The organism is Nocardia brasiliensis NBRC 14402, assembly GCF_000308475.2.
Lineage (GTDB): Bacteria > Actinomycetota > Actinomycetes > Mycobacteriales > Mycobacteriaceae > Nocardia > Nocardia brasiliensis.
The window spans coordinates 117,052-139,361 of record NZ_BAFT02000062.1 but is presented as its reverse complement, the minus strand read 5'-3'; the positions used below and the strand labels follow the sequence as shown (position 1 = coordinate 139,361).

The 22,310-nt window shown below is 69.9% G+C and carries 18 protein-coding genes; 8 read left to right on the top strand and 10 right to left on the bottom strand.

The window, feature by feature from the left end:
- Positions 1-6: 6 nt before the first annotated feature.
- The gene (locus TY25_RS21115) at positions 7-309 is read left to right on the top strand and encodes a hypothetical protein (protein WP_014988943.1); all 303 of its coding nucleotides are present in this window, start codon (positions 7-9) and stop codon (positions 307-309) included.
- Between the two features lie 26 nt (positions 310-335).
- On the opposite strand, the gene TY25_RS21110 is transcribed toward TY25_RS21115, so the two are convergent.
- Positions 336-1,121, bottom strand: a complete 786-nt coding sequence (locus TY25_RS21110; protein ID WP_042258627.1) for a class I SAM-dependent methyltransferase — start codon at positions 1,119-1,121, stop codon at positions 336-338.
- A gap of 222 nt (positions 1,122-1,343) precedes the next feature.
- On the opposite strand from TY25_RS21110, the gene TY25_RS21105 reads away from it, so the two are divergent.
- Complete coding sequence (locus TY25_RS21105) at positions 1,344-2,516, top strand: glycosyltransferase family 4 protein (protein ID WP_042258625.1); 1,173 nt, start codon at positions 1,344-1,346, stop codon at positions 2,514-2,516.
- A 90-nt stretch (positions 2,517-2,606) separates the two neighbouring features.
- Here the strand turns inward: TY25_RS21105 and TY25_RS21100 are convergent, their stop codons facing one another.
- Complete coding sequence (locus TY25_RS21100; RefSeq protein ID WP_500797171.1) at positions 2,607-4,511, bottom strand: MmpA family trehalose lipid delivery protein; 1,905 nt, start codon at positions 4,509-4,511, stop codon at positions 2,607-2,609.
- Between the two features lie 169 nt (positions 4,512-4,680).
- On the opposite strand from TY25_RS21100, the gene TY25_RS21095 reads away from it, so the two are divergent.
- Together TY25_RS21095 and TY25_RS21090 are read left to right on the top strand one after the other, a co-directional pair.
- Entirely contained in the window at positions 4,681-5,913 is a 1,233-nt protein-coding gene (locus TY25_RS21095; protein ID WP_042258623.1) for a polysaccharide biosynthesis protein, read from the top strand.
- A gap of 398 nt (positions 5,914-6,311) precedes the next feature.
- Positions 6,312-6,716 (top strand): hypothetical protein, encoded by a 405-nt coding sequence (locus TY25_RS21090; RefSeq protein ID WP_042258622.1) that lies wholly within the window; start codon positions 6,312-6,314, stop codon positions 6,714-6,716.
- 143 nt (positions 6,717-6,859) lie between these two features.
- Here the strand turns inward: TY25_RS21090 and pgfA are convergent, their stop codons facing one another.
- Positions 6,860-8,005: a cell envelope lipid trafficking protein PgfA gene (pgfA, locus tag TY25_RS21085; protein ID WP_029900918.1), complete on the bottom strand. Its 1,146-nt coding sequence runs from the start codon at positions 8,003-8,005 to the stop codon at positions 6,860-6,862.
- Between the two features lie 206 nt (positions 8,006-8,211).
- Here pgfA and TY25_RS21080 point away from each other — a divergent pair, with 206 nt between their 5' ends.
- Positions 8,212-9,420, top strand: a complete 1,209-nt coding sequence (locus TY25_RS21080) for an acyltransferase family protein (protein ID WP_256656703.1) — start codon at positions 8,212-8,214, stop codon at positions 9,418-9,420.
- Positions 9,421-9,457: 37 nt separating this feature from the next.
- Here the strand turns inward: TY25_RS21080 and TY25_RS21075 are convergent, their stop codons facing one another.
- The 5 genes from TY25_RS21075 to TY25_RS21060 all read right to left on the bottom strand — a co-directional run bounded on the left by TY25_RS21075 (position 9,458) and on the right by TY25_RS21060 (position 16,415).
- Positions 9,458-9,958 carry a DinB family protein gene (locus TY25_RS21075; protein ID WP_236639136.1) on the bottom strand — a complete coding sequence of 167 codons (501 nt, stop codon included), beginning with the start codon at positions 9,956-9,958 and terminating at the stop codon, positions 9,458-9,460.
- A 59-nt stretch (positions 9,959-10,017) separates the two neighbouring features.
- The gene (locus TY25_RS21070) at positions 10,018-14,409 is read right to left on the bottom strand and encodes an alpha-(1->3)-arabinofuranosyltransferase (protein WP_425342588.1); all 4,392 of its coding nucleotides are present in this window, start codon (positions 14,407-14,409) and stop codon (positions 10,018-10,020) included.
- A complete protein-coding gene (locus tag TY25_RS41770) occupies positions 14,406-14,576 on the bottom strand; it encodes a DUF2613 domain-containing protein (protein ID WP_014988932.1) in 171 nt (56 codons plus the stop codon). The genes TY25_RS21070 and TY25_RS41770 overlap by 4 nt, the downstream gene beginning before the upstream one ends.
- A gap of 134 nt (positions 14,577-14,710) precedes the next feature.
- Positions 14,711-15,805, bottom strand: a complete 1,095-nt coding sequence (locus tag TY25_RS21065) for an isochorismate synthase (RefSeq protein WP_042258618.1) — start codon at positions 15,803-15,805, stop codon at positions 14,711-14,713.
- A 121-nt stretch (positions 15,806-15,926) separates the two neighbouring features.
- Positions 15,927-16,415, bottom strand: a complete 489-nt coding sequence (locus TY25_RS21060) for a universal stress protein (RefSeq protein ID WP_014988930.1) — start codon at positions 16,413-16,415, stop codon at positions 15,927-15,929.
- Positions 16,416-16,575: 160 nt separating this feature from the next.
- Between TY25_RS21060 and TY25_RS21055 the strand changes: the two genes are divergently transcribed.
- From TY25_RS21055 to TY25_RS21045, 3 genes are all read left to right on the top strand, one after another.
- Positions 16,576-17,727, top strand: coding sequence for a glycoside hydrolase family 3 N-terminal domain-containing protein (locus TY25_RS21055; protein ID WP_052383099.1), 1,152 nt, complete (start codon positions 16,576-16,578; stop codon positions 17,725-17,727).
- Between the two features lie 99 nt (positions 17,728-17,826).
- The gene (locus TY25_RS21050) at positions 17,827-18,426 is read left to right on the top strand and encodes a TetR/AcrR family transcriptional regulator (protein ID WP_014988928.1); all 600 of its coding nucleotides are present in this window, start codon (positions 17,827-17,829) and stop codon (positions 18,424-18,426) included.
- 133 nt (positions 18,427-18,559) lie between these two features.
- Entirely contained in the window at positions 18,560-19,741 is a 1,182-nt protein-coding gene (locus TY25_RS21045) for a DUF5685 family protein (RefSeq protein ID WP_042258617.1), read from the top strand.
- A 107-nt stretch (positions 19,742-19,848) separates the two neighbouring features.
- Here the strand turns inward: TY25_RS21045 and TY25_RS21040 are convergent, their stop codons facing one another.
- Positions 19,849-20,715 carry a MaoC family dehydratase gene (locus tag TY25_RS21040; RefSeq protein ID WP_042258615.1) on the bottom strand — a complete coding sequence of 289 codons (867 nt, stop codon included), beginning with the start codon at positions 20,713-20,715 and terminating at the stop codon, positions 19,849-19,851.
- Positions 20,715-22,073, bottom strand: coding sequence for a 3-oxoacyl-ACP reductase (locus TY25_RS21035; protein ID WP_042258806.1), 1,359 nt, complete (start codon positions 22,071-22,073; stop codon positions 20,715-20,717). Before TY25_RS21035 ends, TY25_RS21040 begins: the two co-directional genes overlap by 1 nt.
- Between the last annotated feature and the right edge of the window lie 237 nt (positions 22,074-22,310).

Here is a 22,310-nt window from a genome sequence, read left to right as displayed (position 1 = left end):
CGAGTCATGGCGGTGCAAGTAGTCGGCAGATCGCTGATGACCAGCGACCAGACCGAACATCAAGCGAAGAGCGTAGGCGCGGGCGGCTGGGTGGTGTCCTTCCTACCGGGGCGCACGCTGACCATCGAGCAAGCAACCGCCGCCATGCAAGCCGCTGAAGCCGTAGCCGTCGTGGGGGCTTTAGCCGACCAGGTCGGTCTCACCACACTGGAAACCGTCGGTCTCGCGATCCAGGAATCGCCGTGGAGCCGGCCGCTGCACGAACCGTGTGGCAGGCGCACCTGGCGGCGCGGCTGGCTCGAGCACTGAGCCGTCCGCTGAACGCGGAGTAGTCGCTATTCCTTGGTGGCGACCACGACGAGATTGCTCACCAGTAACTCGCGCAGCGCCGGAATGCGCACGAGCCACCACGCCCAGCGCGGATGATAGCGCGGGAATACGGTGCGCACGTCGGCCGAAGTCGCTGCCGCCCACCGTAATCCGTCCGAAGCGCGCACCGCGAACAGAGACCTGCCGAACCGGTTCTTCGGTTCCCGCCCCTGCTTACGCCGGTACCGCCGCGCCGCGTACTCGCCACCGAGGTAGTGCCACGGCCCCGTTTCGTGCCCGCCGAACGGGCCGAGCCACACCGTGTACGACAGCACGATCAACCCGCCCGGCCGGGTCACACGCACCATCTCGTCCGCCATCAGCCACGGATCCGGCACATGCTCGGCGACATTCGACGAGAAGCAGATGTCCACCGCGTCATCGCGGAACGGCAGCGCCATCCCCGAACCGCGCACCGCACCCGCCGCCGACAAACCGGCCGCGTGCATTTCGGAGGGGTCCGGCTCCACCGGGATATACCGCGCGCCCGCGCGCCGGAACTCGTCGGCGAAGTAGCCCGGGCCGCCGCCGACATCGAGAATCGTCGCCCCGGTCAGATCCTGGCCGGTGAGGTCTGTGTAGAAATCGCCGAGCATCGCCGCGCTGTCCTCGGCGAGGCCGCCGTAGAACACCGCCGGATCGGACTGCTCGAACCGGAAACTGCCGAGCAGGCGCAGCGACCGGCGCAGCGTCGCGCGGCGCGCGAACCGGGGGGCCGCGCCGTCGGCGGGCGATTTTTCGGCTCTCAACACGGCGCCGAGTCTCGCATAACGGTGTTGTGGCGCTGTCGTCCGCTCCTGCGCTCGCGCGGGGCCGCGCACGCTCGTCGATAACCAGGTCGGCGGGGCGCGGTTGCCGATCATGTGCCTGCACAAGCGCCGGTGATCGGCTTTCCGGCGGGTCGCCGGGTTAGGGTGTAGCGCGATATCCGACGTTCCCGATGCCGGGACCACCTGACCGAGAGAAGCTCGACCGTGCGCGAAGTCCTCCTGCTGTGCTGGCGCGACACCGGGCACCCGCAGGGCGGCGGCAGCGAACGCTACCTCGAGCAGGTCGGCGCGCAGCTCGCGGCACGCGGTGTCAAGGTCACCCTGCGCACCGCTCGCTATCCGGGCGCGCCGAAGCGCGAACACCTCGACGGCATCGAGATCAGCCGGGCCGGTGGGCGCTACTCCGTCTATCCGCGGGCGCTGGCCGCGATGGCGTTCGGCAGGCTCGGTCTCGGTCCGCTGCGCGATGTGCGACCGGACGCCATCATCGACACGCAGAACGGCATCCCGTTCTTCGCCACCGCGGCCGCCAAGGCGCCGTCGGTGGTGCTGGTGCATCACGGCCATCGGGAACAGTGGCCGGTCGCGGGGCGGCTGGTCGGCCGGATCGGCTGGTGGATCGAATCGCGACTCTCGCCGCGCGTGCACAAGCGCAATCAATACCTGACCGTTTCGCTGCCCTCGGCCGAAGAACTCGCCACCCTCGGCGTCGAGCAGACCCGGATCGCGGTGGTGCGCAACGGGGCTGAACCCGTCCCCGCCGACGCGCCTACCGGCGCCGCGGAAACCCGCACGGACAACCCGCGCATCGTGGTGCTGTCACGGCTGGTGCCGCACAAGCAGATCGAGGACGCGCTCGCGGTCGTCGCGCGACTACGCCCCGGCATCCCCGGCCTGCATCTCGACGTGATCGGCGACGGCTGGTGGGCCGACAACCTGAAGGCCGACGCCGCGCGCCTCGGCATCGCCGACGCCCTCACCTTCCACGGGCACGTCGACGAACGCCGCAAACACGAATTGCTTTCCCGCGCTTGGGTGCACGTGCTGCCCTCGCGCAAGGAAGGCTGGGGACTCGCCGTCATCGAAGCCGCCCAGCACGGCGTCCCCACCATCGGCTACCGCAGTTCCCGCGGTCTCACCGACTCGATCATCGACGGCGTCACCGGACTGCTCGTAGACGACGTCCCCCAATTGTCCGACGCGGTAGGCGAACTGCTCGGCGATCACGCCGCGCGCACCGTAATGGGCGAGAAGGCGCGGGCCCGAGCCCGGGAATTCTCCTGGGAGCAAACGGGAAACGGGGTGTACGAGGTGCTGGCCGCAGTCGCCCGCGGCGAGCACACGTCAGGGTTGATCGCCCCGCGCCCTGTCAGTTGAGTTCGCGCCGCCCTTTTTTGCGCCACTGTGCGGCGGGCTCGGCCCTCTGCGACTTCGTGCGTGACCTTTTCGCAGGTGCTGCTGGTGGTTCTATGTGTGGCTGGAATCGCCCGGCTGAGAACGTGGTGCGCGTGCCCCGGGGTGTTGCGGTCTCGGCGCGAGGATGCGCACCATGACTGCGAGGAGTAGGCCGCCGAGAAGTAGTGCGGCCCATAAAACGTGGGCGGTGATGACGAGTAGGCGATTCGTGGCGGAGCCCGTGCGCTCGTCGATCGGGCCGGGCACGCGGTACAACGTGAGGTCGGTGTCGGTGTACACCTGATCCAGTTGCGCGAGCGTCGTTTTCGAGTCGCCGAGCGGTCCGGGGGTGCCGCGTTCCAGCAACACCCAGCCGACACCTTGCCCGGCCAACTCCGCAGCCGAACCGCCGTGCAGGAGCAGACTTTCCACCGTGCGGGCCCGCGTGCCCTCCCCGGCCACGGTGCGCCCGCGCACCGGCAGCTCGCCGGTCTGCAACACGTCGCGCGGCAACATCCGCGGCGCCGGGTCGAGCACCGGAACCGTCCCGCTGTACCGGAACTTCCGAAACATGCCCCCCGGCAACACCGCAACGTCCCCCGGCCCATCCATCCGCTCGCCAACCTGCTGCCACCCCGCGGGATAGTGCACCGGCCGCAACGCACCACCCGCGCCCCAAGCGAGATCCAGCAGCGGCAGCACCAGCAAAACGATGAAAACGGCTGCGACCGTACGGGTCAGCGCTCTGCTCCGAGTAGTGGGTAGCGTGCCGACATGCGATGCCGGGGCGGAAAGAGTGGCGTGGCCGGAGTGGAAGCGGGCGGCGAGCAGCGTGCAGCTTGCGGCGGCGCACAGGGCGTAGGCGGGCATGGCGAGGGCGACGTATTTTTGGGTGTCGCGCAGTAGTCCGGTGCCGGGGACGTGGGCGACGAGCCATTCCAGCAGCTGCATGCCCCAGGGGGTGGCGCCGAGCGCGGGCAGCAGGATCGCAAGTGCTGCAAGAAAGACGAGGGCGCGGAGCACGTAGCGATTGCTCTGGGCGGTCCAGACGGATCGCACGCCGGTGGCGACGATGGCGAGCAACAGGAGCGTCCCGATCACCGCGAGCAACGTGGTCCGCGTAGCCGGTACCGCGTCCCCGTTCCAGATCCCCCCGAGACCCGCCAGGCTTCCCAGCGTGCCGAGACCGGGTTCGGCCCGAGCGGCGAACGCGGCGATCCCCGCCGGATCCGACGGTTCGCTCCCGGACCCGGACACCGCGGTCGCCACCAACCACGGCACGGACGCAAGCGCGACCAGCACCGCAACCCCGGCGAACCGCCGCCGCCCGACCACCACCAGCGCCGTAACCGCGCCGAGCACCGCACCCGTCGGCGTAAGCCCCGCCGCCGCCAGCACCCCCGCCAACCCGGCCCAATCCCGCAGCGCAGCAAACCGATCCGGCCTCGGATCCGTCTGCGCGTGACCGGTGAATGTTCCAGGTGCATGACCGCTGTGCGACGGCACTCGAATGCGGTTGGCGGTCAGGATGATCCAGGGGAGGGCGGCGTAGCCGGTGAGCAGGCTCCAGTGTCCTTGAAGGAGTCGCTCGGCGAGGTAGGGGTTCCAGAGCGCGACGGTGCTGGCGACCAGTTGGGCGGGCACGGGTGCGTGGAGGAGTTCGCGCACCAGTGCGGCGGCGCCGTAACCGGCCGCCCACAGCGCGAGGAGCAGGATCGCTTTGACGATGAGGCCGCCGTCGAGCAGCGGTGACAGCACCGCCAGCAGCGCGTCCTGCGGGACCGCGCGCGGGGCCGCGTCACCGAGTCCGAGGGCAGAGCCGGTGAGATAGGAACGCGGGGTACTCACCGCGTCGCGCAGCAGCAGATATCCCGGGCCCAGCAGCGGTCCCATGATGAGCAGCGTGAGCACCGCGCTGTACCCGGCGGGGACGAACTTCCCCCACCGCCCGCGCACCCTCGGCTCGCTCTCGTTCACGCTTGTGCACCCTACGTCCATTACGCCGAGGCATCCCCGGCGGACGCGTTCATGATCAGGGGGAACTGACGGCGGCGGCTCCTCGAACGATGCCGCCACCAGTTCCTCCTGATCTCGAACACGCGCGACCAGGGGGTGCGCAGCCGCCGACGCGCCACCGGGTGGGACGATGGCGAACGTGTCTGCGGTCCGTCGGTTTCCTGTGGTGGCGGATCTGACGTTGGTGACGGCGGGTGCGATGACCGCCAACGTGGCCGGCTATCTGTTGCAGTTGCTGGCGGGGCGGTGGCTGGGCGTCGCCGGATACAGCGAGTTCGCGAGCCTGCTCGCGGTGCAGCTGCTGTGCGCCGTGCCCGCGCTTGCGTTGCAGAACGTAGTGGCCAGAGAACTGGTCCGGGGCGCGAGTGCCGCCGCGTTGCGCGGGTTGCAGTGGCGGTGCGCGGTGATCGTGGCGGTGGTTGTCGCGTTGTTGATTCCGGTGGTGACCACGGCGTTGAACGTCGGCGCCGCCGCCTGCGCCGCCGCGTTGTGTGCGGCCCCCGCCCTGGTGCTGCTGTCCGGTGAACAGGGAGTGTTGCAGGGCGGCAGGCGGTTTCGGGCGTTGGGCGTCGTGCTCGGCGCAGCCGGGATCGCCAGGGTCGTGCCCGCGCTCGTCGTGCTCGCCGCGGGGGGTGGCGCGGCGCCGGCATTGATCGCGGCGGCGGCGGGTATCGCGGTGGCGGCGGCGTTCGCCAGGTTCGTCGCGGGCTCGCCTGCTCCGCGCGACCGCACCGCCGACGTGGACGAAGACGGAGTAGGGCAGGCCATCGGGGTGCTGCCGGTGCTGCGGGCCGCGCAGGTGCAGGCGGCGCTGATGGCACTGTCCTCCGCCGATCTCATCGTCGTTCGCATGGTCCTGGACGACGCGGACGCCAGCCGTTACGCGCTGGGCACCATCGCGACCAAGATCGCGTTCTGGCTGCCGCAGGCGGTCGGCGTGGTGCTGTACCCGCGGATGGCGCAGCCGACGCATTCGGCGCGCGCGATCCGGTCGGCGCTGGCTGTGCTGTCCGGTATCGGTATCGCCGCCGTGCTGTGCGCCGTCCTGGCCGCACCGATCGCGCCGGTGCTGGCGGGCCAGGACTACGCCCCCATTCAAGGACTGCTGTGGCTGTTCGCCTTGCACGGTGCGATCCTCGCCGTGCTCCAGGGCGCGATGCTGTCCGCCATCGCCGTCGACCGCACCGCCCTCGCCGCCCTGACCTGGCTGGGCTTGGCGATCGAGGTGACGCTGATGGTCGCGTTCGCCCGCTCCACACCCGCCCTCATCACCACCGCCGCCGCCTGCGCCGCCACCACGACCCTCGTGGTCGCCGCCATCGTCCTGCGCACAGCAGAGCGCGACCGTCGCCAGATCCGCTGACGCATCCGAGATAGGCACGGCGGCAACGTCTCCCGCCCCGCGCACTTCTCGTCATCCCGCGCGCATGTCGGTCAGCTGACACGCGCGCGGGATGACATCAGGTGCGCGCGGTGGTGTGAGGTGCGCGCGGGTGGCGTGGGGTGGCGTGAAGTGCGCGGGTGGCGGTGAGGTGTGCGCGTGGCGTGCGGTGCGCGACCTCGCGCCAGGGACCGCGTCGCGACCGTCGCGTTCACGGGCTGGGGAAGACCCCGGCCTGCGCCCACTCGGTGTCAGCGGGAGTGTCAGTTGGCTGTCAGGGCGGTGTCAGGCGACCCGGCGAAAGTACATCCATCGAACAAAGCGGCCGGCGCCAACGGGGTTCCGGCCACTGCCACAAACGATTTCGAGGAGTACCCACCATGAGCATCATCACCAGCACCCTGACCGACCAGGACAAGGCCACCCTGCGCACCGCCGCGTACGGCGCGGTTTCGCTGATCGCGGCCGCCGGCGCGTCGCACAAGGGCATCGCGCAGGGCTCCACCGCCTTGACGTCGGCGACCGGCCTGGTCGGGCATGTGCTCGCGGCCAAGTCCCGGGACATCCACCTGCCCGGCAAGTCCGTCGCCGAACTCGCCGACCAGGTGCTGCCCGCCCTGACCGCGGCCATGCACCTGCTCGGCGAGCAGTACCCGGCCGAGGCGGTCAACTTCCGCGACACCGTCCTGGTCGCTGTCGACGCGGCCCAGTCCGGCAAGGGCACGCCCGCCCCGGCCGTCGCGGCAATGGCCCGCAAGATCGGCGCGGCCCTCGACGCCGCCTGACCGATGCACCGGACCGGCTGTGCCGCGGGCTCCGCTCCGGACTCGCGGCACACCGCATGCCGAGCCGATCGCCGAATTCAGCTCGGCAGCCGGCAAAGAAACGGCCCCCGGTCGAGGACCGGGGGCCGAATCATGGTGCTACATCACGGTTGTTTCGTGATCTTGATCTGTTCGGTCGGCGGATCGTTGTCCACGGGCCGCGTCCCACCGGCCGCGGCCGAACCACCGGAGCGCCGGTTCAACGGCCCGCCGCTACCTGCCGGGGCGGCCGCGGAGCCGCCGCGCACGCCGAGGATCACGCCCACGATCAACGCGATCACGCCGAGCACACCGAGGATGATCGGCATGATCCGGCCGTACAGCGACAGCTTGTCGATGTTCTCCTTGGCCACCGCGATCTGCGACTCGATGGTGTTCTCGTTGAAGACGATATGCGACTTCAGCGCGCTGACCTCGGGCTTGTCACCGGAACGCGCGTAGAACAGGTGCAGCTGCTCGCCGCCCTTGATCACGGTGCCGGTCTGCGGCTCGACCCACACGTCGCGGGTGTTGCTGTACCAGCGGGCCATGGTGACGTCACCCTCGCCCTCGACGCCCCATTTGGCGGCCGGGAAGGTCAGCTTGTTGGTCGGCGCGGGCACCACGTCGTAGAGGTTGGTCGCCGGGATGGTCTGCTGGAAGTGGTAGACCTTCAGGCTGTTGATCTCGGTTTCCTCGACGAAGTTGATGTCGTAGGTCTTGCGCACGTTGAGATCGAAGTACGGGTAGGTCTTCTTCTCGGTACCGATCGGGAAGCGGTACTGCAGGCCGGTGTGCTGCACCGGGTCGGCGACCGACTGCATTTCCTTGTTCACCGTGACCGCGATCGAGCCGTTCGGCTCCTTGTCGACCGGCTCGCCGGTCTTGCGGTCGATGGTGACGCGGTCGATGGTCGCGGTCAGCAGGCCGGTGTCGCCCTGCTTGTCGGTGCGCCGCAACGTCGAACCCGCCTGCACCGTCATCTCGGAGGCATCGGAGGGCTCTTCGACGGTGAGGAAGCGCTGCGAGACCAGGTTGACGTCCTTGTCGATCTTCGCGACGCCGTCGCCGGTGAGCGACTTGGAGTCCAGCACGAGACTCTCTTCACCGGGTTGGTTGGTCGCGATCGTGGTGATCTCGAGATCGAGAGGAGTCTTCGCCAGTTTGCCGACGGTGTATGTCGGGATCATCAGCGCGGCGACGATCAGCAACGCGCCGAGACCCACGAGCAGGCAGGCCACCGTCCTTCTGGTTCCGGCACTCAGTGCCATGCAAACTCTCCTCGTCGTAGAACAGGGTCGTTCCGGCGAATGCCCCGGGCTCAACCCCCGTGGCACTCGTGAGCCCCGACACTAACAGTCCGATGTCGTACCATGCGGCGTCGAGGCCGGAAACGGCCGAGAAATCGACCGAGTTTAGCGCGAAATGTGAAACGTAGAGTTATCACCTGAAAATCGGCAAGGCAGACTGGAGCCCGATGACCGCAACGCTGCCCACCGCCGACGCGACCGTTCCCGCGGCCGCCGAATCTGTCCCCGCGCGCGCATTTCTGCCCGCACTGGAAGGTATGCGCGGACTGGCCGCGCTCGGAGTGTTGTTGACGCACGTGGCTTTTCAAACCGGTGCGGCCAATACCCCCGTGCTCGGACGGGTGTGGGGACGGTTCGACATGGCGGTCGCGGTGTTCTTCGCGCTCTCCGGTTTCCTGCTGTGGCGTCCGCACGCGACGGCGGCGCGCGGGCTGGGACCGGCCCCGTCGGTCGGCTACTACCTCCGGCATCGTGCCGCGCGCATTCTGCCCGCGTACTGGGCGGTGGTCATCGCGGTGCTGGTGCTGCTGCCCGGTGCGGCCGGGACCGCGGGCCTGCGCGTGTGGGTGTCGAATCTGGCGCTGCTGCAGGTATTCGTGCCGTTGACGCTGACCGACGGGCTGACTCAGATGTGGAGTCTCTCGGTGGAGGTGGCCTTCTATCTGGTGCTGCCGTTGCTCGCGTTCGCCCTGGTGTGGTTGCGCGGGAACGCCGCCCGCTACCGGGTTCCGGTGCTGCTCGTATTCGCGGCGGTGTGCCTGGGCTGGAACTTCATTCCGGTGCCGACCCCCGACGCCATCCATTCCGATAATTGGCTGCCCGCATATCTGCCCTGGTTCGCGATGGGAATGGTGCTGGCCGAACTGTCACTTCATAGCGATCGGCTATCGAAGGGTTGGCGTTTGGTGGGGAACCAGCCGCTGATGTGGGCGCTCGCGGCGGTCGCGTTCGGTGTCTCGGCGACCGATGTCGCGGGCCCCGCCGGACTGACGCACGCGCAGCCGTGGCAGTACGCCGCGAAGATGGGTCTCGGCGCGATCATCGGCTTCACCCTGCTCGCCCCGCTGGTCCTCGGTGCGCCGGGCCGGTCGCACCGGTGGCTGGAGTCCCGGCTGGCCGCGACCGTCGGGCGCTGGTCCTACGGCATCTTCATCTGGCATCTCGCGGTGCTCTCGGTGGTCTTCCCGGTGTTCGGGATCCTGCCGTTCGCCGGCGATTTCGGCTACGTCCTCGTGCTCACCATCGCGCTGACCCTGCCCGTGGCCGCGGCCAGCTATGCGTTGATCGAGGAGCCGGTGCGGCAGTGGATGCGGCGCTGGGACCGGCCGAAGCCGCCGCGCGAAGTCGAGGAAGAGGACCGCCTCGCCGCCCCGTGAGCCGGATCGCCTCGCGCGGCAGCCGTCCAGCCGCGCGTCAGCTGTCCAGCTGGAGGTGCATGTCGCGCAGGTGATGGCGCAATTCGTGCAGGGTGTGCAGCGCGAGCCAGCGCACCGAACGTTCCTGGCGCTCCGGGAAGCTGTAGATCAGGGTGCGCTCCCAGTCCTCGCCCTTCAACCGGTCCAGCACATTGGCGAACAGCTGCGCGGCGTCGCGAAGCTGCCTGCCGACATCCGACGGACGCTGATCCGCGTAGCCGTCGTGCTCGACACGTTCGTCGCGGCCCATCGGCGTCGCCTCCGGGGTGTCCCAGCGGCGGGCGGCGAGCGCGCGTTCACGTTGCACGAACAGCACATCGCGCATGTGGCAGGCGTATTCGAGCGGCGACCACACCTCGGGCGCCGGGCGCTGCCGTAGTTTCGGCGAATCGGTGAGGAGCAGGTCGGCGTATTCGACGGCGTGCTCGGTGGCCAGTGACGCCACGTCGGTCGCGCGGGTCAGGTCGTACACGAAACCACATTCTGCACAGGTGTCCACGCCGGGCCACATTAGCAACGAGGTCCGTTGCGCCGCAGCCTGAATCGATACCCGGCCGGTCAGTTCTTCCGGCGCGCGGGCGGCAGCGCCGCGACTCCCACGGCGACCACGGCGAGCAGCGCGGGCAACTGTGCCCAGAGCGAGCCGCCGAGATAGCCGTCGCCCGAGCGCCACGGCCCGGTGGACAGCACCGCCGCCGACAACACGGTGCCGACGCCCGCGACGACGACCAGCGCGCGTGCCGCATACCGGGGCCGGAACCGGATGGCCGCGAGTGTGCCTGCGGTGAGCAAGGTTCCGACCGGACCGGCGATCACCGTCGCGGCAGCGGCGAGCCCGAGCGCCCCGAGCCAGCGGGTGCCCCACGTGCGCGGCGCGGAATCCGGCTCGTCGGCAGGGGCTTTCGGTGTTGCGGCTATGTCGCGCGGGATGTGGGGTTCGTCGGCGCCGGTTTTCGTTGCCGCGCCTGTGTTGGGCGTGGTGTCCGGCACTTCGGAGTCCGGTGAGGCAGCGTTTTCGGGCGCGATACCCCCCTCGGCGGCAGCCTTTTTCGAAGTACGCGTACGGCGGGGAAGCGCGAGGAAGAACAGCGGGAACAAGAGCAGGAGCCCGCCGAAGATCCCGAGGCGATACCAGCGATCGATCGGGAACGACACCGTGACGGGTCCGCGGGCGTCGGCCGGGACCAGCCAGGCCTGCTGCCAGCCGTCGACGACCACGGGTTCCAGCGCACGCCCGTCGGCCGTTTTCGCCTGCCAGCCGACGTTCGTGCTCAACGGCAGCACCAGCACGCGGGTACCCTGGTCCGCCGGGGTCGCGGCCGTGAAATCGGTGCGGTCCAGGCGAAGCCGGTCGACGAAGAACAGGTCGGTCGGGCCGACGGTGACCTCTGCCCGGCCCGATGCGAGCCCGAGCGCGTCGGAATCGGTCTGCGGCGCAGCGTCGTCCGCGCACACGCGCGCGGCGACCGGTGCACCGGAGCGCAACTCGTCCGCGGTGGCGGTGACCGACGTATGCCGGATCTGTCCGTCGACGGTGATCGTCGGTCCGAGCGCGCAGGGGACGGTGATCTCTCGATCCAGCGGCGCGGGGGCCGGGTAGCCGGGGCCGAGCACCTCGACCTCGGCCAGTCCGGGCGGTTGCGAGAGCACGAAGCCGAGCGCGGTCTGGTCGAGCACCGGCCGCCAGGACTGCAGGCTGAGTTCGATGCGGTCGGTCACGGTGGGGTGCAGCGAGATCCGGCGCGGGGTGCCCGGATCGCCCGGCTCCAGTTCCCGCACCTGCGGTCCGTCGCCCAGGTTCACCACCACCGCGGTGGGCGTGGCCGGGAGTCCACCCAGCGGCGGCGTGAGGTCGAGGCCCGTCACCAGCGCCGGCTCGGGAAGTTCGAGTGTCAGTGTGGGTTTCGGACCGGTCAGCGCGCGCACCGAGTCCTCCGGCGCGGTCCAGCTGGTCCGCGGATCGCCGTCCGTCGCCGCGAACGCGGCTCCGCGCAGGTCCCCGACGTCGGCCTGGCCGCGGGCGACCGGCCGGCCGGGGTCGGTGAGCAGTGCCTCCAGCGCAGGGCCCTGCCGAGTGCGGACGGTCAGTTCGGGTGTCACCGACATCGGTTCCGGCACCGAGAGGGTCCGCTGGAAGGTACCGGGTTCCTCCGGCGCGAGGGCCAGTCCCTTGCTGCAGCGCACCCGATTCGGCGAATCGAAACAGCCACTGCGACCAGGGAATTCCTGCCCGAGATCCCAGCCGCGCACCTGGGCGCCGGGCTGCGTCGGCGGCAGCACGGTCCGGTGCCGGATATCGACGCGGACCGGTTGGTCGCGCACGGAGTAGTCGTCCAGCGTCAGCTCGCTGATACCGAACTGCCCACCGCGCTTGCCGGTTTCGGTGCGGACGGCGGTGATGGTGACCCAGTTGGTCTTGCCCGCGGGCAACGAAACCGACACCGGCGTCCCGGGTTCGGGAATCCTGGTCGTCACGGTGCCGTTCGCCGTGCGTACCTCCACCCACTTCACCGGGTCGCCGATGGCGGCCGCGCTGGTGCTGAAGGTGAGCTGTCCGGCCTTGACCGGCTGGTCCAGCTCGAGCCGGAGCCACTGTCCCAGTGCGTGTTCGGTGCCGTTGCTGATCCAGGCGGTCGCCGGATCGCCGTCGACGGCGGCCGCGGTCGAGCTGCCCGGCGCGGCACCGCCGAGTTGTGTGGCGTCGGCGGCGGAGCTCGACGCCGTGACAGTTGCCCCCGACCATTCTCCGCGCACCGGTTCCGCGCCGTCGACCGGGTAGTCGGGCACCAGATTGTGCGTGCGGCGGGCGTCGCCGGGCGCGCGCAGCGCCGAATTGTGGTTGTCCACCCGGCCGAAGTCGGCTTCGCGATCCATGGGGGTGTCGGTGACGGTCAGCGGTCCGATCGGCAGCCCCGCGCGCACCGCATCGGCGGCGAGCAAGGCGGGGGTATTGGCCGTGCCTGGGTCGCGGCGCAGCCGTTCGAGCACCTCGGGCCCGCCTCGGACGACCGGCATCGTGCCGAGCGGCACCGTGTACGCCCCCGGGAACGATTGCGGCGCACCGGTTCCGCTGCGCACCTCGGCAGGTGCGCCCGGTGCCGGAGCGCCCACCCGATAGATCTCGACGGCGGGGTAGGCAGGCCGCAGATCGCCGTCGGCGACCAGATCTTCGGCGATGACGGCAGATTCGATCGGCGCGCCGAATTCGGCGACCTTGGTCAGGCCCGGCGAACCCTCGATCGCCCGGTGCGCCAGCATCGGCCGGGTCGAGCGCGCGGTCTCGGCGTCGAGGTCGTTGCGCAGCACCAGGATTCCGATGCCCTGCCCGGCCAGGGTGGGGGCCAGGCCGGAGGACGGCCTGCCGTCGGCGATCAGTCGCTGCACCGAATCCATCGCGCGGATCGTGCCCGGCGGGTTCAGCGGCACCGAGTCCCGGACCGCCCACGGCGTGCTCGCCAAGGCCTGCAACGGTTCGTCCCGGGTCAGCCCCCAGACCTGGCTGCCGAACGGTGCACCGGGCACCACCAGGGCGCGGGTGTCGGCGGCGTGGTCGTGCAACCACTGCGCGGTCTGCTCCCAGTACGCGGGCACCCGGTCGTAGGCGCCGCGTGGTGCCAGCCGGCCGGTCCAGGCCAGCGACGTGGCTAGGGTGAGCGCGGTCAGCACCAGGGCGGCGACGGCGACCACCCGGTCCCGCTCGGGATGGGCGAACGCGCTGCGCCACACCGGCATCGGCACCGAGGCCGGTAGCGGCACCCGGGCCAGCAGCTGGGCGAGGCCGAGTACCAAGGGAATTCGGATCAGCGGCTCGAGTTTGTGCACGTTGCGCAGCGGTGCGCCGCCGGAGTCCAGGAACAGCCGCACCGATTCGGCGAACGGACCGCCCAGCTCGCCGACGTATCCCGCACAGATGCCGACCAGGCCGACGCAGAGGATGAGCGCGAGCCGCCCTCGGTACGGCATGGACCGCAGCGCCAGCCCGGCCATGCCCGCCGCGGCGAGCAGTCCGGTGGCGAGTACCGCGGCGGGCTGGGTCACCAATACCGCGCCCGCGATGCGTTCCGGTGAGACGAACGGCGTCCAGCTGTCCGTGCCGCGCAAGACCTCGGCGAGCGAGGCCCATTGCGTTGTCACGCCGGAGGATTCGATGTAGTCCAGGAACGGCGGGCTCACCTTGCCCAGCAGGAGCAACGGCACCGCCCACCAGAACGTGGCGAGCACCAGCAGCGGCACCCAGGCCCGGGTGAACCGCCACCATTCGCGATTCGGCCGGTAGGAACCCCACCAGAGCAGCGCGGGCAGGAACGCGGCGACCGTCGCGACCGCGTTGACCGACCCCATCAGCGCCAGCGCGAGCGCGCTGCCCGCGGGCGAGGCGGCCCCGCCGCGCCGGCCGACGCGACCGCGGAGCCCGAGGGCGGCCGGCGCGAGCAGGACCCACGGGGCCAGCATCATCGGCAGGGTTTCGGACGAGATCGAGCCCAGCGTCGTGAGCACGCGCGGCGAGAGCGCGAAGGCGATCGCCGCGACGATCCGGGAGCCGCGGGTGCCGATGCCGAGGGTCTCGCACAGCCGGACGATGCCCCAGAATCCGGCGAGCAGCAGCAGCGCCCACCAGATCCGCTGGGTCGCCCAAGCGGGTACGCCGAGCACATGCCCGGCCGAGAAGAAGGCGCCGTGCGGGAAGAAATACCCGTAGGCCTGGTTCTGCACCTGACCCATCGGAGCCTGACTGCTCCACAGATGGCTGGCACGTTCGAGGAAACCCAGCGGGTTCTGCGCCAGGTCGTATTTGGTGTCCGCGACCGTGCGCCCGGGAGCCTGCAGAAAGGTCAGCAGAAACGCGGCGAGAACGGTTCCGGCGAGCCAGCGTCTACCCAGCGGCGCAGTACTGTGCCGCCGCGACGCCGCGGCCGGTGCGAGCGAGTCGGCGGTTAGGGCCGAGGTCAGCGACTGCCGTACTCGACGTTGTTCAGCAGCGACGAGTCCTTGTCGCCGCTGCGGTCGATGTCCGGACGCGTGTTCTGCTGCACCGCAACGGTCACGAGGAGCACCGCGATCACACCGAGCACGGCGCCGCCGACAGCACTCGCAACACCAGGAACAGCAAACTTCATTGCGGCACTCCAATACATCGATGCAGGCACATTCCCGGTCAACCTAGCAGCCCGCTCGCCGATTCGGTGCGTTCAGCCCGCCGATTCCCCGGTGATAGTCGATGGATATCGCCGGGTACGGCTCCGGTCCATGGTCAGTGGGCGGGGATCGCGCAGTGCAGGCTGCCGAGCAGCGTGCGGAGTTTGGCGGTGGTCTCGTCGAGTTCGGCCTTGGGATCCGAGGCGGCGACGATGCCGCCGCCCGCGTAGGCGTGCACCGTGCGGCCGTCCGCGGACAGCTCCGCGCAGCGGATCGCCACCACCCAGGAACCGTCGCCGTGCGCGTCGCACCAACCGACCGCGCCGCCGTAGAAACCACGGTCCTCTTCGAGGTCGGCGATGGTCGCCAGCGCCAGGTCGGTCGGGGTGCCGCAGAGGGCGGGCGTCGGATGCAGCAGCAGGGCCAGCTCGAGCGCGGTGGTCGCGGGATCGCGCAGCGTGCCGGTGATGGGCGTGGCGAGGTGCCAGACCTCGTGGGTGCTCACCAGTTCCGGCCCGTCGGGAATGGACAACTCGGCGCAGACCGGCCCCAGCTGGTCCCGGATCCAGTCGATGACGAACGCGTGCTCGTCCCGGTTCTTGCCGCTGGCCAGCAGCTCGCGCGCCCGAGCGGCGTCGGCGTCCGGATCGGCCAGGCGGGGCACGGTGCCCGCCAGCGGATGCAAGGTGACGGTCCGGCCGCGGCGCTCGATCAGCACCTCGGGGGTCGCGCCGACCAGTGTCGCGCCCGTGCGTCCGGCCGCGCTCAGATCCACCGCGAACACGTTCGCGTGCGGATGGCGCGCGAGCAGATGCGCGGCGACCACCTCGGGGTCCAGCGCCGACGCCGCCTCGGCGAGGACGGAGCGGGCCGCGACCACCTTGCGCAACGGCTGCGCCGGATCGCCGAGCTGCTCGACCAGCTTCGTCACTCGCGCGATATGTTCAGCGGCACTGGGGATTTCGGTGAGGAACTGCACCGCGGGCAGCTCCGGCAAGGCCGCGGGCCGCCACGGTCCCGCCGTGTGCTCGGCCTGTTCCGGCACGGTCAGCGCGGCCGGTTCGCGCGGATCGAACGGCAACGCGCCGACGATCAGATCGGCACTGCCCGCACGCAACGCGGCGACCGCGCGTTCGGGCTCGCGGAAAGCGATCCGGCTACCGGAAGCCCGGACCACCCCGCCGGGCTGAGCAAGCAGGAATCCGTCCATAGTCTTTCGACCCTAACCCCGCTCCGGCCGCCGCCGCGGCCCGCGTGACGGCACTCACGGTCACACCGCGCCCGCGCTCCAGACCCGTATGCGCGCAGCGACTTCCGTGCCCGCGAGCGGGTCAGCGGGATTTGGCCGCGGGCTCCTTGCCGGGCGGAACCATGAGGACCGGACGGTGACAATGCTTGAGCACGGCGTCGGCCACGCTGCTGTGCATCAGCGCGCGGATGCCGGTGGCGCCCCTGGTGCCCGCGACGATGATGTCCACATCGAGGTCGTCGGCGCATTCGACGATGGCGTTCCAGATGGTCGTGGTGCATTCGGCGGTGCGCGCCTCGGCATTGAGCCCGGCGAGTTTGGCCAGGCGCACGCCCTCGGTGTTGATGGTGCGCGCGTCGACGTAGGCGACGTCCTCGACCTCCTCGTCGGGCACCCATTCGGGCTGCATCACCCCCGACAGCCCGGAGAGGCGGGCGGCTTGGCGCACCATCGGTTCCCACGCGGTCAGCACGATGGCTCTGTCCGCGCTGAGGAATCGCCCCGCGTATTCGATGGCGCGCTTGGCGTTTTCGGAACCGTCGTAGGCAATGAGCATCAGATCGCACGGCACGATGGACCTCCTGGTGGGAGTCTCCCGGCTACAGGTCAAGGTTACCGTGGGAAACGCTTGTTCACCTGCTGGCGCGCGGGATCGGACCTTCCACTCGGAAAGGGTCCGGCGGCCCACCCCACCGTGGCGCAACGGCGCTCGAACAGTACCGTTGACCGTCATGCGGAAGACGCCCCTGCTCGTGTTCGTCGTGCTGGCCGCCGTCGCGACGGCCTGCTCGAGCGGCGGCGACGGCAGTCCCACGCCGTCGCGCGCGGTCATCCCCGAAACGGCCACGCAACCGAGCGCCACCCCGAAACCGGATTGCACGGCGGGCTACCTCGCGCAGTTCACGCTGCGGCAGAAGCTGGCGCAGCTGTTGACGGTCGGTGTCGCCGACCGCGCCGACGCCGCGAACGTGGTGCAGACCGAGCAGGTCGGCGGCATCTTCATCGGCGGCTGGACCGACCCGTCGCTGCTCGGTGCTGGGCAGATCGAGCAGGTCAAACAGGCGGCGAAGGTGCCGCTGATGGTCACCATCGATGAAGAGGGCGGGCGGGTCTCCCGCGTCCGGTATCTGATCGGCCCCGCGCCGTCGGCCCGGACGACAGCGCAGAGCAGCACACCCGAGCAGTTCTACGAAGCGACGCTGACCCGGGGCCGTGCGTTGAAAGACATCGGCATCACGGTGAATTTCGCACCGGATGTGGATGTGAGCGCGCAGCCCGACGATTCCGTCATCGGCGACCGCTCCTTCTCCGACGACCCCGCGGTGGTCACCCGCTACGCCGAGGCCTACATCCGTGCCATGCGTGAGGTCGGCGTCGGCACGGTCATGAAGCACTTCCCCGGCCACGGCTCCGGGTCGGGCGATTCGCATCGCGGCGCGGTCCGCACACCGCCGCTGGACAGCCTGCGCACCGTCGATCTCGTCCCGTACCGCGATCTCATCGGTTCCGGTGCCGGGGTGATGGTCGGTCACCTGGACGTGCCGGGCCTGACCACGCCGAACGTGCCGGCCAGCATCAGCCCGGAGGCGATGGCGCTGCTGCGGGAGGGGACCGGCTACGGTGCCGCGCCGTTCCAGGGCCCGATCTTCACCGACGACCTCAGCGGCATGGCCGCGATCACCGACCGGCTGTCCATCGAAGACGCGGTGGAAGCCGCGCTGGTCGCCGGGGCGGACAACGCCCTGTGGATCAGTACGGACGCGGTCTCGACGGTGCTCGACCACCTCGAAGCGGCCGTGACGGCGGGACGGCTGCCCGCGGCGCAGGTGAACGCTTCGGTGTTGCGGATGGCGGCGTTCAAAGGGGTGCTGCCGCGCTGCTGAACGCGCGCGGCGGCATTGGTTCCGCGACTGGGGAGCAAATCCGACCCGCGGAACTTACCTTGGAGTAATATATGAGATTCACCATTGGTAGGAGAGCGGATGGCGGGCGGAACGAAGCGACTTCCTCGGGCGGTTCGTGAGCAGCAGATGCTCGACGCCGCCGTCGAGGTGTTCTCGCGGAAAGGCTTCCACGATACGTCGATGGACGCCATTGCCGCCGAGGCGAAGATATCGAAACCGATGCTGTATCTCTACTACGGCTCCAAGGACGAACTCTTCCGCGCCTGTATCCAGCGCGAGGGCCTGCGCTTCATCGAATCGGTGGTGCCGGCGGGTAACCCGCAGCTGTCCCCGCACGAACAGGTGCGGGTCGCGCTGGAGGGCTTCCTCGGCTACGTCGACCGCAACCGTCGCTCCTGGCAGGTGCTCTACCGGCAGGCCATCGGCCAGCAGGCGTTCGCCTCTGAGATCGAGAACGCCCGCGAGCGGTTCATCGAGCTGACCGCCAAGCTGCTCGAATCCAGCGCCAAACACCCGGAGCCGGGCACCAACTTCGACGTCGTCGCGGTCGCGGTGATCGGCGCGGGCGAGGCCATCGCCGACCGGGTGGCCAGCGGCCGGATCGAGGTCAGCGAGGCCGTCGACCTGCTCGACGATCTCGCCTGGCGTGGTCTGGCGGGGCGCAAGAAGACGGAATAGCGGCACCGCGGCGGGTGCGCGACGAGTAACCGGCGTGTAGCGGTTGCCGCGTCGCGGGCGGCCTGCCAGAGTGCGGGGGTTCGATAAGCACAGACCGGCTCCGACGAACGAGCCGGGAGGAAACGGGGCGGAATTGTTCGGGTTGCTCAGGCCGTGCGCGCACGGGGCGGCGAAGTACGGCATCGATGCGGCGCAGTGGCGCAGCCAGCTGTGCGGACTGTGTCTGGGGCTACGGGATGAGCACGGCCAATTGGCCCGTGCCACAACCAATGTCGATGCCATCGTGCTGAGCATGCTCACCGAGGCGCAGGCCGGTGGTGCGGTGCAGCGCACCGCGGCCGGGCGGTGTGCGCTGCGCGGCATGCAGCGGGCGTCGGTCGCGTCGGCGAGTTCACCGGGGGTGCGACTGGCCACCACCGCGTCACTGTTGCTGGCCTCGGCCAAGATTCACGATCATGTGGCAGACGGCGACGCCGGTGTGCTGGCCCGCGCGCCACTCGCCCAGGCCGCGACCCGCTGGGCCGGGCAGGCGCGGGTGAGTGCGCAGCAGATCGGCTTGGACGTGGCACCGCTCGTCGCCGCGCTGGGCGCGCAGTCACGGCTGGAGCGGGCGGCGCAGGAACTGGCGGTGATCGATCGCACCGACGCGCTCACCTCGCTGACCATCCCCACCCAGCTGTGTGCGTCCGAATTCTTCGCCCACACAGCGGTTTTGGCCGAGCGGCCGGAGAATGTCGACGCGCTGCGCGCGGCAGGCTGGCAATTCGGCCGGATCGCGCACCTGGCCGACGCGGTCCAGGACTACGAGCAGGATCTGGCGCGCGGGCGATTCAATCCGCTCGCGGCGACCGGCACCACCATGCCGCAGGCCTACGACCTGCTGCGGGAATCGGATGCGCGACTGCGGGAATCGGTCGCCGACGCCGAACTGGACCGGGTGCCCACCGTGCGCTGGATGCTGCTCGATCCGCTGACCTCGGTGCTGCGCAAGCTCACCCGCGGTATCGGCGCGGCGGTCGCGCACAGCTGCGCCGTCACGCCCGGGGACGTGGCCGCCGGGCCGCGGGCGCAGCGCACCGGTCATCGTCCGCCGACTCGGCGGCCGGGTATCGGCGAATCGCTGACGCTGATCCTCGGGGCCTACTGCACCGGTTACGCGTGCTGTGCCGACCACACCCAGCCGTGCACCGGCGAGCGCAAGGACGCCTGGATCAAGAACTGCGACTGCAGCGGCTGTAGCGATGGCGGTTGCGGCGGCTGCTGTGAATCCGACTGTTGCGGTTGTGATTGCTGCGGTTGTGATTGCAGCTGCTGAACAGTTCTGCGGTGCACCGCTGCACGTGTTGTGCGCGGGAACCGAACGGCCGGAAACGAACTGCGCCGCACCCCTCGAAAGAGGTGCGGCGCAGGGGTTTTCGTACGTCAGCGCAGCGTCGCGGTGAGGTGCGGGTAGCCCTTCTTCGGGTTGCGCAGCGCCAGATCCCAGCCGCCTTCGACCTGGTCGGTGTACACATTGACCTTGGCGGGCAACAGGATCGGCTTGCCGAACTTCACCGTGTAGGTGGCCTTCGCGGGCACCCGGCCCTCGATCTCGCCGAGGATGTGCGCGGCCGACCACATGCCGTGCGCGATCGGCCGCGCGAAGCCGAGCGCCTTGGCGCCGAGCTTCGACACATGGATCGGGTTGTGGTCGCCCGAGGCGGCGGCGTACTGGGTGATCGTCTTCTGATCGATCTTCCACACGCGTGACGTCGGCGGGGCCGCCTCCTCCGGCTTGGGTTCGGGCTTCGGCCCACCCGAAAGCGAGGTGCGCTGCTGATGCAGGAACGTGGTGACCTGACGCCACACCAGTTCCCGCCCGACGCTGATCTCGCTGATCGCGTCCACCAGCAGGCCCTTCGGGTGTTCGCGCAGATTCTCGATGTGCGACCGGATGTCCAGCGGCTCGCTCACCGAGATATCGCGCGTCCGCTCGATCACGTTCTCCGCGTGCACCGCGCCCACCGCGACGAACGGGAAGTCGCGCTGCACCACCAGCTGCATCACGATCGGGAAGGTGAGGATGAAGGGGTAGGTCAGCGGCAGCGCGTCGCCGAACCGCAGGCCGGTCGCCCGGCAGTAGGCGGCCAGGTGCTCCGGGTCCACCTGCAGTCCGTCCAGCTGGATCGCCCGATCCGGCAGTGCCGGCTTGCGCGCCGAGACCAGCGGCAGCGGCACCGCACCCAGCGCGGCCTTGAGGTAGAGCGGGCCGTTCTTGGGCGGTTCCGTCAGCGTGATCATCTGGGTCATCATGCTCCGATCAGGCTCTGCCCGCAGACCCGAACGATGTTGCCGGTCACCGCGTTCGACGCCGGGCTGGCGAAGTAGGCGATGGTCTCGGCGACGTCGACCGTCTGACCGCCCTGCAGCAGCGAGCTCATCAGGCGGCCCGCCTCGCGGGTGGTCAGCGGGATGGCGGCGGTCATCGCGGTCTCGATGAAGCCGGGCGCCACCGCGTTGATGGTGATGCCCTTCTCGGCCAGCTTCGGGGCCTCGGCGTTGACCATGCCGATGACACCGGCCTTGGACGCGCCGTAGTTGGTCTGGCCGCGGTTGCCGGCGATGCCCGCGATGGAGGACACGTCGATCACGCGGCCGCCGTCCTTGAGCGCGCCGCGTGCCACCAGGCCCTCGGTGATCCGGTGCGGCGCAGCCAGATTCACGTTGAGCACGGAGTTCCAGCGGCCCTCGTCCATGTTGGCGAGCAGCTTGTCCCGGGTGATGCCGGCGTTGTGCACCACGATGTCGATGCCGCCGAAACGCTCGGTGGCGAACTCGGCCAGCTTCTCCGCGGCGTCGGGCGAGGTGACGTCGAGCGCGAGCGCGGTGCCGCCGACCTTGTTCGCGGTCTGCGAGAGCGCCTCACCGGCGGCCGGGATATCAGCGACGATCACGGTCGCGCCGTCGCGGGCGAACACCTCGGCGATGGTCGCGCCGATGCCGCGCGCGGCACCGGTGACCACGGCGACCTTGCCGTCGAGCGGGCGGTCCCAGCTGGCGGGGGCGGTGGCGTCGTCCTTGCCGACCCGGATCACCTGGCCGTCGACGAAGGCCGACTTGGCCGAGAGCAGGAAGCGCAGGGTCGACTCCAGGCCGGTCGCGCCGGTCGACGCCGCCGGGTGCAGGTAGACCAGCTGTGCGGTGGCGCCGCGCAGCAGTTCCTTGGCCACCGAGCGGGTGAAGCCCTCGAGCGCGCGCTGGGCGATCTGCTCGTCCACCGATGCGGCCAGCTCCGGGGTGGTGCCGATGACCACGATGCGGCCGGAGGCGGCGATGCTGCGCATCGCGGGCTGGAAGAACTCGAACAGCTGCGAGAGGTCCTCGATCGACCCGATGCCGGTCGCGTCGAACACCAGCGCGCCGTACTTGGTGCCCGCGCTCGCCGTATCGGCGAAGGTGTAGTCCGTCAGCAGGGTGCGCAGCGGTTCGGCGACCCGGCCCTTGCCACCGAGCAGCACCGGGCCCGGAAGCGCGGGCTCGCCCTGCTTGTAGCGACGCAGATTCTCCGGCTGCGGCAGCCCGAGCTTGCTCGCCAGGAACTGACCCGGGGAGGAGTGTACGAACGATCCGTAGAGGTTGGGCGCACCCTTGCTCTTACTGGCTGCCACGGTCCCTGCCTTTTCTGTGTGGTCGGCGGCGTGCACGGTCCCTGCCAAGCTACCGCCGCCGGGGACTGTCGCTCACGCCGCGATTCTGTTCTCGGGTCTGCCGTTTCCCCGGCATTCGGTCTGCTCACGCACATTTGCGGGGGTACGGTGTCGACAACAAACTTACTCCAGAGTAAGTTTAATGTAAACCAATCGCGACGGGGCGCCGATCTGTGGAGAACTTCCACGCGGACTCCG

Bases quoted from the DNA above. Each gene is read 5' to 3' on its own strand.
- TY25_RS41770 (WP_014988932.1), bottom strand. From the start codon at position 14,576: ATGAAGTTTGCTGTTCCTGGTGTTGCGAGTGCTGTCGGCGGCGCCGTG.
- TY25_RS21095 (WP_042258623.1), top strand. From the start codon at position 4,681: ATGGCGAACGTGTCTGCGGTCCGTCGGTTTCCTGTGGTGGCGGATCTG.
- pgfA (WP_029900918.1), bottom strand. From the start codon at position 8,005: ATGGCACTGAGTGCCGGAACCAGAAGGACGGTGGCCTGCCTGCTCGTG.
- TY25_RS21115 (WP_014988943.1), top strand. From the start codon at position 7: ATGGCGGTGCAAGTAGTCGGCAGATCGCTGATGACCAGCGACCAGACC.
- TY25_RS21080 (WP_256656703.1), top strand. From the start codon at position 8,212: ATGACCGCAACGCTGCCCACCGCCGACGCGACCGTTCCCGCGGCCGCC.
- TY25_RS21050 (WP_014988928.1), top strand. From the start codon at position 17,827: ATGGCGGGCGGAACGAAGCGACTTCCTCGGGCGGTTCGTGAGCAGCAG.
- TY25_RS21090 (WP_042258622.1), top strand. From the start codon at position 6,312: ATGAGCATCATCACCAGCACCCTGACCGACCAGGACAAGGCCACCCTG.
- TY25_RS21055 (WP_052383099.1), top strand. From the start codon at position 16,576: ATGCGGAAGACGCCCCTGCTCGTGTTCGTCGTGCTGGCCGCCGTCGCG.
- TY25_RS21065 (WP_042258618.1), bottom strand. From the start codon at position 15,805: ATGGACGGATTCCTGCTTGCTCAGCCCGGCGGGGTGGTCCGGGCTTCC.
- TY25_RS21040 (WP_042258615.1), bottom strand. From the start codon at position 20,715: ATGACCCAGATGATCACGCTGACGGAACCGCCCAAGAACGGCCCGCTC.